This is a genomic window from Streptomyces katrae, from assembly GCF_000966975.1.
GTDB classification, from domain to species: Bacteria; Actinomycetota; Actinomycetes; order Streptomycetales; family Streptomycetaceae; genus Streptomyces; species Streptomyces katrae.
Map to the genome: position 1 here is coordinate 1 of NZ_JZWV01000229.1, position 9328 is coordinate 9328.

Genomic DNA, 9328 nt, shown 5'->3' on the forward strand with positions numbered 1-9328 from the left:
CTGTGGGCAGTCTGTACCCGTCGGCGGATGCGTCCCACTCGATTTCCTCGCCGTCGGCCTGGAACTGGTAGACGGGGGCGAAGCCGTCGCGCTGGGACAGCGCGTTGCAGAATCGGACGGCATCCCACCAGGAAACGCTGTCGACGGGTATCCGGTCCCCGTGGGCGGCGCTCGGATGCCCGTCGGCGATCCGTGCGTAGAGCGCCTGGGTGATCGGGTACGCCGCGAGCTGGTAGGGCGCAAGCTCAACCGCCCAGCTGCGCTGGGTGCGCCGGTCCGACAACACGATCTGCCCGGCGGGAATGTCGATCATCTCGGGCTCTGCACTCGTATCCATACTCCGAGGAGGTTACGTGAGTCCCCCGCACGCGTGTCCGGGACAGACCGCTCTCCGCCATAGGTGAACGCCACCCCGAGCGGGCGCAACGGCCATTACCGTCCGGTCGCATGACGACGGTGACAACCCGTTCGGTCGAATACCCGGCCGACAGCCTGACGATGATCGGACACCTCTCCCTTCCGGCCGGCGCCGAGCGCCGGCCCGCGGTCCTGATCGGACCCGAGGGGATGGGGCTCAGCGACGTCGAGCGCCGGCGGGCCGAGGCTCTGGCGGAGCTGGGGTACGTGGCGCTGGCCTTCGACTCCACGGCGGACGCTAGAGGAGCCCTTCACCCCGGTGGACCACGCCGCGCCTCCCGGCGTCGGCTACCACCCACGGCACGCACAGCGAGCCGGGGATGACATCGTCGCCCTGCTCGACTTCTGTAACTACTAGTATGTACAGTATCCGCATGAGCACTCAGGACCGACTGATCGAGTCCACCCGCGAACTGCTGTGGGAGCGCGGTTACGTGGGCACCAGCCCCAAAGCGATCCTGGAGCGCGCGGGCGTGGGCCAGGGCAGCATGTACCACCACTTCCACGGCAAACCCGACCTCGCGCTGGCCGCGATCCGCCGCACCTGCGAGGAGCTGCGCGCCGCCGCGCAGAGCGTGCTGGAGGGGCCCGGGACGCCGTACGAGCGGATCAGGGCCTATCTGCAGCGCGAACGCGACGTGCTGCGCGGCTGCCCCGTCGGGCGCCTGACCATGGACCCGGACGTGGTCGCGAACGAGGACCTGCGGGCGCCGGTGGACGAGACGATCGCCTGGCTGCGCGAGCAGCTCGCCCGCATCGTCGAGGAGGGGCAGGAACAGGGCCAGTTCGCCCGGTCCCTCGACGCGCGGGAGATCGCCGCGACGGTCCTCGCCACGGTGCAGGGGGGCTACGTCCTGGCCCGCGCGTCCGGCTCGCCCGCGGCCTTCGACTCGGGGGTACGCGGTCTGCTCTCCCTTCTCCGACCGGCATCCTGAGGAGTTCCCCATGCACATCACGACCAGGCGACCCGACACCCTGCAGGGCCCGGCGGAGCACTTCACGGGCACGGTGTGGCTGGACGAGATAGCCGCGCCGGAATCACCGTCCCGGCTGCGGATGTTCAGCGTGCACTTCGCCCCCGGCGCGCACACCGCCTGGCACCGCCATCCGCACGGCCAGGTCCTGCACGTCCTGGAGGGCGAGGGACTGGTCCAGCGCGAGGGCGGTGACGTCGCGGCGATCCGGGCGGGCGATACCGTGTGGATCGAGCCCGGCGAACGGCACTGGCACGGAGCCGCTCCCGGCACCTTCATGACGCACCTCGCCGTCGTGGAAGCGGCTGAGGACGGCTCGACCGTCGAATGGCACGAGCACGTGGACCACTACCCCGCTTGAGAACGGAGCTCACGGTGCACGCCATGCAGTACGAGATGACCCTGCCCGCCGACTACGACATGAACATCATCCGCGACCGCGTCTCCCGCCTCGGGACGCCCTCGACGACTGGGACGGCCTCGGCTTCAAGACGTACCTGATGCGCGAGCGCGGGGTGCACGGTTCGACGGTCAACCAGTACGCGCCGTTCTATCTCTGGAACACCATGGAGGGGATGAACACCTTCCTGTGGGGAGGAGCCTTCCAGGGGCCCGTCAACGACTTCGGGCGGCCCGACGTGCGGCAGTGGACGGGCCTGGCCTACGAGGAGGGCGCCGCGGCCGGCTCTCCGGCCGTCGTCGCGGTGCGCCGGCGGCAGCGGGTTCCGGAGACCGTCACGCTGTCCGAGTTCATGGAGGACGCGGTGCGCGAAACGGGGCGACTCGCCTCCCGGGAAGGCGCCGTACTCGCCGCGGCCGCCGTCGACTCGCACCGCTGGGAGTTGGTCCACTTCTCGCTCTGGGACCACCACACGCCCACGGCCTCGGGCGACATCTTCGAGGTGCTGCACGTGTCGGCGCCCGGGAGGCACGTACTGCCGCGCGGACGGCAATGGTAGCCCGCGTCCGCACGGTCCTCGCCGACGTGCACCCCGATGACCTCGGCGTATGCGACGCCCACGACCACCTCTTCCTCCGCAGCCCGAAGCTCCCGGGCCGGGAACTGGACGACGTCCCGGCCGCTCGCTCCGAACTGGCCGCGTTCCGCGCCACGGGCGGTGCGAGCCTCGTCCAGTGGACGCCGTACGGCATGGGACGGCGGACCGCGGAACTGCCGGCGCTGTCCAGCGCGACGGGAGTGCACGTGGTGTGCGCGACCGGGCTCCACCAAGCCGCCCACTACGAACCGGAGTTCCTCGACGCGGTGCGCGGCCGGCTCGCCCACGTCTTCGTCTCCGAACTGACCACGGGCATCGGCGGTTCGGGTGTCCGCGCCGGGCTCATCAAGGTCGCGGGCGGCTTCCACGCCCTCGACGCGCACGCGCGGTGGACGATGGCCGCCGCGGCCGAGGCCCACCACGAGACCGGCGCGCCCATAGCCGTCCACCTGGAGCACGGCACGGGCGCACTCGACGTGATCGACCTGCTCTGTGACGAGCTGGGGGTCCCACCTCACCGGGTGATCCTCGGGCACCTCAACCGCTCCCCCGACGGCGTGGTGCAGCGCCAGGCCGCGGAAGCGGGCTGCTATCTGGCCTTCGACGGGCCCTCGCTCGCCCATCACGCCACCGACTGGCGGATGCCCGACGCGGTGAAGGCGCTGGCCGACGCGGGCTTCGGGCATCGGCTGCTGCTCGGCGGGGACACCGTCGTCTCCGGAGCACGGTCGGTCGACGGCGGCCCCGGGATGCCGTACCTGCTGCGCCGGGTGCGACCCCGGCTGGTGGCCGCCCTGGGTGCGGAGCTGGTGGGTCACATCCTCACGCGGAACCCCGGGCGCGCCTTCGCCGTCGACTGGCCCTGAGCCGGTCGGTCCGGCTCGACCTCCCGGCGGCCCACCCTGGCCATCCGCGACGCCGGCCGCCGCCCTGGCATGGCCGGCAGCCGACGGCGCGGTACGTCATCGCTGCCAGGACGGCCGGACGCGGAGGAGTTCGGTGCGCAGTACGGGTGTGCCGTCGACCGGTGCCGGGTTCTCCGTGGTCGGCTCGATACCCGCGGCGGCGACCTTGTCGAGTGTCGTCAGGCCGTCGGGGCCGACCGTACCGAACACCGTGTAGTTCGGGCGCAGTGCGGAGTCGCCGTAGACGACGAAGAACTGCGAACCGTTGGTGTCGGGGCCGGCGTTGGCCATGGCCAGCAGGCCGCGTCCGTAGAGGCGGCGTGCGCCGGTCGGGTCGGTGGGTGCGGGCGGCAGGTCCACCGGCAGCTCGTCCTTGTACTTATACCCGGGGCCGCCCTCACCGGTGGCGGTCGGGTCGCCGCACTGCAGGACCTTCAGCGTCGGATACGCCGTCAGACGGTGGCACACCGTGCGGTCGTAGAACCCGTGGCGTGCCAGGTGCAGGAAACTCTGCACCGTGCACGGTGCCTTGGCCCGGTCCAAGCGCAGCGGGAGCGGGCCCTGGCTGGTCGGGACCATCATGTCGACGGTGCCGCGGCTGGGGGTGTGCCGCGGGTCAGGCGGCAGCGGAACTGAGCGCGCCGGCGGCTCGTCCGGGGTCTGCGTGTACTGGCAGGGGCCGTGGGTGGTGCGCGGCGGAGCGCCGTCGGAAGCGGCGGCGACACCCCCCGCGGACACGACTAACGCCACGGCCGTGAATGCGCCGATCAGTACTCGTTTCATCTCGCACGCCCTCCTGATGATCGCCAGATCCTGAAGCGGTCGCAGTCTAGGGCGTGGTTCCGGTCCGCGGAATGGCCGACGGCGGAAGGCCGGCGCGGCCGGCGATGGCCTACCGCGGCCGGGCGCCCGCGACCAGCGTGCCGAGGGCCGTGCGCCGGTGGGTGACCGAGCGGCCCGTACGGGTCGTCGTGGCCATGCCCGCCGATCTCAGCGCGGCCGCCAGGGACGAAGCCGTCGCGTTGCTGACGTGGAGGGCGCGGGCCAGGGATGTCGTGGTGTGGGGTTCGGCGAGCAGGCGCAGGGCGTGCAGCCGGGTGCGGCCGAGCACGGCGGCGAGGGCCTCGGCGGAGGCGACCGGGTTCCCCGCGGCGGGCGGAAGCCCCGCACCGGCCGGGTACGTGAGGACCGCGGGACGGCCCGGCACGTCCTGGAGCAGTGGGCCCGCGGGGTGGTGGAAGGTGGGCAGCAGAACCAGGCCGCGCCCGTCGAGGCGGACCTCGCGGGCCGGCGCCGCACCGGGCCATTCCCACACGCCCTCGTGGAGCCGGCTGCCCGGGGCCAGGCCGGTCAGGGCGGCGGCCACGCCGTGCTCGGCGGCCGTCAGGGCGTAGTGGCTGAACTGCTCGCGGTGCAGGTCCTGCACGACGGACCAGACCGGGGCGAGGACCGTCTCGTACGCGGTCTGCTGGGCGCGGCGCAGGGTGTGCCAGGCCGCCTCGTCGCCCGCGTGCAGGCCGTGGATCCAGCGAGGGGCGGCCGTCGCCCCGTAGACCCGCTCCAGCTCGGACCGGACGAGAGCGGGACCGGTGGCGCGGATCCGTTCGAACCCGTCGGCGAGGGTGTCGCCGAGGACGTCGAGGAAGGACGGCGGGCGGCCCCCCGGAACGAGGTCGGCGAGCGGGCCGCTCGCGGCGGGGAGGGAGCGCAGGACGCGGCCGCGCCACTGCGCGAACAGCGGGCCGCCGCTGCGGGCCACGGCTGTCGCCAGGGCGGCGTGCAGCTCCTGGAGCGGCGCCGGGCGGGTGGCGAACCGGGTACGGGCGAAGTCCTCGGCGGTGAAGTGGACGCGCAGCACTCTCACAACTCCCCGTCACGGTCCGGCCTTTCGGCCAGGGCCTGAACCCTCGCGTCGTGTCGGCCCCGCCCCGAGGATGCCCGTATGACCTCTCGACGCACTCTTCTCAAGGGCACCCTATGCGGGGGTGCCGCCGCCCTGCTGCCCACGGCTGCCTCCGCATCCGGGGGCGGCGGCCCGGTCCTCCGATTGCCCGCGCCCGCCGGCCCGTACCCCGTGGGCATGCGGACGGTCCACCTGACGGACCCGTCCCGGACCGATCCGTGGGTGGGCGGGGTGCGGGAGTTGATGCTGACCGTCCTGTACCCGGCCCGGTCGGTGCGCGGCTTCTCCCGGGCCGCGCAGCTCACCCCGGCCGAGGCACGGGAGTTCGCCGGCCTGGCGCCCCAGGTCCATCCCGGACTGCCGCAGCCGGGACGGGTGGACTGGGGCGCGGTCCTCACCCACGGGCACGTGGGCGCGCCGCCGCTTCCCGGGCGGTGGCCGGTGCTGGTGTACTCACCCGGCGGCGGGGACTCCCGCACGCTCGGCACGACCCTCGCCGAGGACCTGGCGAGCCGCGGCCGGGTGGTCGTGCTCGTCGATCACCCGGGTGACGCCTCCCAGGTGGAGCTGCCGACCGGGCTGCGGACGACCGCCCTGGCCGGACCGCCGGACCCGGCGACGTTCCGCACGATGGTGGACACCCGGATCGCGGACCTGCGGCTGGTCCTGGACCGGCTCGGCAGCCTGCCCCTCGCCGGGGTCGTGGACTCCCGCCGGATCGGGTTGTACGGGCACTCCGCGGGCGGCACGGCGGTGGTGTACGCGGCCCGTGACGACCGCCGGGTCGGTGCGGTGGCGAACCTGGAGGGCTATCTCGACCTGTACCCGGTGCCGTCCGGCTTCGGCCGGCCGCTGCTGTTGCTGCGCACCGACGGGTTCGACGGCGCGGACCGGATCGAGTCGTCCTGGGCGGGCCTGCCCGGCCACCGCGCGCTGCTCCGCGAGGCGAACCACTGGGCGTTCACCGACTACGGCTCGCTCGTCCCCCGGCTCCAGGCCTCCGGCCTCGTGACGGCGGCGGCGCGGACCGCGCTCGTCGGCACCGGTGACCCTGCCGTGACACTCACTGAGGTACGGCACCGGGTGGGGACCTTCTTCGCCCGCCATCTGCCGTAACGGGACCACGGGGCCCCGGCAGGCGGTCCGGATCCCATGGGTGATGGTGGCGGAGGGAGCCGCCCCCCACCTCTCCTATCATCTGATCAACTCCCGTTGCGGACCGTGTTGATGGGCCCGCAACGGGGGCTTTCTCAAGGAGAGGCAACGGGGATTTGGCATTCATAGGAAAGTACCGCAAAGCGGTGTTGGCGGCCTGTGCCGTGGCGGCGGTCGCCGGCGGCGGGCTCCTCGCCCCCACGGCCTTCGGCACGGAGGACACCGAGACCGGGGTGGAGACCGCCGGGACGGAGGCCCCCGAAACGGCCACGATCCCGCCGGTCGAGGACGCGTTGGACGCCCACACGGCGGACTCCGCGACCTACAGCAGCGACAGCGCGGCCTTCAAGGACGGGGTGATGACGCTCGGCGGTCCGGCGGCCGCCGCACCGCGCTCGGGCGTCGCCGCGGGCGGCACCACCAGCGCGCCCTCGGGCACGGGGTGGAAGCTCAGCGGGGCCACCAAGTGGCTGGCGACCGGCTACACGATCAGGTTCTACGACCAGAAGTCCGCGGACTGGCTGGCCCCGTACGTGAAGGCCACCGCCGCCGACCTCCAGCGGATCACCACACTGCCGGTCACGGTCGACACCAAGCCCGTGGGCTGGGACCACGTCCGGCTCAAGGGCGAGGTCATCGTCGGCGTGCTGCACCGTCCGTGCGTACCGCCCGCCGACGAGGGCACCATGGGCAGCACCGGCTGGAAGGTGGTCCGCGACGGGTCCGGGACGGCCAACCTCAGCTGCGGCTTCACCAATTCCTCCGTGCCGGAGACGGTGACCAGCGGACACGCCTACATCGACGACTCGTTCTTCACGGCGCAGGGCAAGCCCACGGCCGCGATGGGCGAGACGTACATGAGGAACCACATCAGCCACGAGATCGGCCACACGCTCGGTCTCACCCACGCCAACCGCAGCCTGACCAAGGGCGACTGCGTCAAGGGCACCGACTCCGGGGAGTTCCCGGTGATGTGCTCGCCGGCGTACGCGTACCAGGACAAGCGGGCGGGCACGTACGTCCAGCAGTTCGACGTGCAGGGGCTGCGGCTGCTCGCCGCCGGAGCCGGTGCCGCGCTGCCCCCGCAGGGCAAGGTGACGGGCCTGGGCGGCAAGTGCCTTGACGTCAAGGGCGGCAAGGCGGCCAACGGCACGCAGATCCAGCTCTACACCTGCAACGGCTCGGTCGCCCAGTCGTGGATCCTGGGCAAGGACGGCACGTTCCGCGCACTGGGCAAGTGCCTGGACGACTCGCGCAACCTGACCGCCAACGGCAACAAGATCCAGCTGTACGACTGCAACGGCAGCCCCGCACAGCGCTGGACGGTCAACGCCAAGGGCCAGATCGTGCACGCGGCCTCCGGCAAGGTGCTGGACGTGACCGGCGGGAAGACCGCCAACGGCACGCCGGTACAGCTGTACACGGCGGGCGGCGACAAACGCCAGGTCTGGGTCGCACCCAAGTAGGAGACGACGCCGGCCGCCCCCGCACGCGGTGGCGGGCTGCCGGGGGGGCTCCGGTACGGGCGCGAATCCCCCGGCCGCCGGTCTCCCTGGTCCTGGCACGGACCGGGGGGCCGCCGTCAGCCGCCCTGCTGGACGCCCTGCCCCGAGTGGTCGATCACGTTGCCGTTGGAGCGACACGGCGTCGGCGAGGGCCGGCGGCGTCCTCAGCCTCGCTCGCGGTCAGACCAGGCCGCAGGCTCCGCACCGGCCGGCGGGACCGCTCCCCAGCCGCGCACCCACCAGGGTCTCTGCACGTCCCAGCGCACCCGGTGAGGGCAGAAAGTGAAACAGGTGGGTGGTACCGGTGAGGTCCAGAACCCGCAAGGCCTGGTCAGGGACACCCAACAGGTGAAGGGCGGCCCCATCACGACCGGTGCGCCGGCGCAGCCTGAGGAGCGTGTTGAGACCTGAGGAGTCCATGAAGGTGACGGCCGTCATGTCGACGGTGAGGACCAGGCCCGGCAGCTCAAGGGCGTCGATGGCCTTGGCGAGGTCGGGGCCGGTGTCGATGTCGAGTTCGCCGGTCAGGGCCACAACGGTGTGGCTGGGGCCGACGGCGTTGACGGCAACAGCAAACGAGGCAGGCACGGTCCGGTCCGCCGTTCGGGTAGGAGCCCATTACGGTCGGCTCCCCAAACGGGGCGGAGAAGGCCGTCAAGCGCACGGCATGGGGCCGCACACAGCCGGATAAGACCACCCGCACCCTCCGTCGGCCACGCATTGTGGCCGGATGGTGGCGTGGGGTCCCTCACCAGACCAGGCTGGTCATCACCGGCGTATGCCCCGTACGCACGTACGTACCCGGCTTCGGGGTGCTTTTCTTCACCATGGAGATCCCCTCGTGGTTCGCGAGGCCGGGTGACCACGGTCACTCGGCGGCCGCCGTGGCCACCCCTGCGCGCACTCCCGTGGGGCTGTCCGTGCGAGGGTGGGGCCGCGAAGAGACAGCGACGGTCTGACGAATGGGTGGGCGTGTGAGCGGATGGACTGTGGTTGCGGGCCTGCTGTTGCTGACCGGGCCCTCTGCGAGTCCCGTCTTCACGGAGCCGCCCCCGGTGATCCGGGGAAAGGTCGGCGAATATGTGTCGCTGGAGATCGTCCATACCTACACGCCCTCTACCCAGGTCCACGTGGAACTGCCCGAAGGCATCTCGGCGGCCGCGCTTCCGGTAGGACACTTTCCATCGGAGGAGACGTACTGCGGCGACTGGGACCGCACCGTGCGCGTCCTGACGTGCGGTGGTGGCGACAGGACCATCCTCCGCGTACGGATCGACCGCGAGGTGAAAGGCGCGCGGGGCCGAATCTGGACCTCGGGAGAGCCCCTGCCCGGCTCGGTCCGCACCGGACCGCTCACGGTCGAATTCACGGGGGTTTCGGCCAGGCCGGAACACGACCCACCGGCCTGGTCCCGGCCGGCACCCGGATCTCCGGACGATCAGCGCCTGCGGGCGGCGGCACGCTCCGAGCG

Annotated in this window: 10 protein-coding genes and 2 pseudogenes; 8 read left to right on the forward strand and 4 right to left on the reverse strand. The window is 72.3% G+C overall.

Annotation, left to right across the window (positions count from 1 at the left end; all coding sequences use genetic code 11):
* The coding region (locus VR44_RS10340; RefSeq protein WP_211275047.1) for an SUMF1/EgtB/PvdO family nonheme iron enzyme at positions 1-313 on the reverse strand (313 nt) is incomplete at its 3' end.
* Positions 314-447: 134 nt separating this feature from the next.
* Between VR44_RS10340 and VR44_RS42425 the strand changes: the two are divergent.
* The 5 genes and pseudogenes from VR44_RS42425 to VR44_RS10360 all read left to right on the forward strand — a co-directional run.
* A pseudogene (locus VR44_RS42425) lies at positions 448-681 on the forward strand (dienelactone hydrolase family protein); the annotation flags it as partial.
* 95 nt (positions 682-776) lie between these two features.
* Positions 777-1352 carry a TetR/AcrR family transcriptional regulator gene (locus VR44_RS10345; RefSeq protein ID WP_045947127.1) on the forward strand — a complete coding sequence of 192 codons (576 nt, stop codon included), beginning with the start codon at positions 777-779 and terminating at the stop codon, positions 1350-1352.
* Between the two features lie 10 nt (positions 1353-1362).
* Positions 1363-1752: a (R)-mandelonitrile lyase gene (locus VR44_RS10350; protein WP_045947128.1), complete on the forward strand. Its 390-nt coding sequence runs from the start codon at positions 1363-1365 to the stop codon at positions 1750-1752.
* Between the two features lie 14 nt (positions 1753-1766).
* Positions 1767-2350 (forward strand): annotated as a pseudogene (locus VR44_RS10355) (DUF4865 family protein).
* A complete protein-coding gene (locus VR44_RS10360; RefSeq protein WP_045947129.1) occupies positions 2344-3255 on the forward strand; it encodes a phosphotriesterase family protein in 912 nt (303 codons plus the stop codon). The pseudogene VR44_RS10355 and the gene VR44_RS10360 overlap by 7 nt, the downstream one beginning before the upstream one ends.
* Before the next feature lie 96 nt (positions 3256-3351).
* On the opposite strand, the gene VR44_RS10365 is transcribed toward VR44_RS10360, so the two are convergent.
* Positions 3352-4077, reverse strand: a complete 726-nt coding sequence (locus VR44_RS10365; protein WP_045947130.1) for a peptidylprolyl isomerase — start codon at positions 4075-4077, stop codon at positions 3352-3354.
* A 109-nt stretch (positions 4078-4186) separates the two neighbouring features.
* Entirely contained in the window at positions 4187-5152 is a 966-nt protein-coding gene (locus VR44_RS10370; RefSeq protein ID WP_045947131.1) for a hypothetical protein, read from the reverse strand.
* A 222-nt stretch (positions 5153-5374) separates the two neighbouring features.
* On the opposite strand from VR44_RS10370, the gene VR44_RS10375 reads away from it, so the two are divergent.
* Positions 5375-6313: an alpha/beta hydrolase family protein gene (locus VR44_RS10375; RefSeq protein ID WP_245691667.1), complete on the forward strand. Its 939-nt coding sequence runs from the start codon at positions 5375-5377 to the stop codon at positions 6311-6313.
* Positions 6314-6468: 155 nt separating this feature from the next.
* The gene (locus tag VR44_RS10380) at positions 6469-7818 is read left to right on the forward strand and encodes a ricin-type beta-trefoil lectin domain protein (RefSeq protein WP_045947133.1); all 1350 of its coding nucleotides are present in this window, start codon (positions 6469-6471) and stop codon (positions 7816-7818) included.
* Positions 7819-8037: 219 nt separating this feature from the next.
* Here VR44_RS10380 and VR44_RS10385 read toward each other — a convergent pair whose 3' ends face one another.
* On the reverse strand, positions 8038-8445 hold the full coding sequence (locus tag VR44_RS10385; RefSeq protein ID WP_052713536.1) for an anti-sigma factor antagonist: 408 nt from the start codon (positions 8443-8445) through the stop codon (positions 8038-8040).
* A gap of 467 nt (positions 8446-8912) precedes the next feature.
* Here VR44_RS10385 and VR44_RS46360 point away from each other — a divergent pair.
* Positions 8913-9328, forward strand: a 416-nt coding sequence (locus VR44_RS46360) for a hypothetical protein (RefSeq protein WP_425424492.1), incomplete at its 3' end; no start/stop codon positions are given.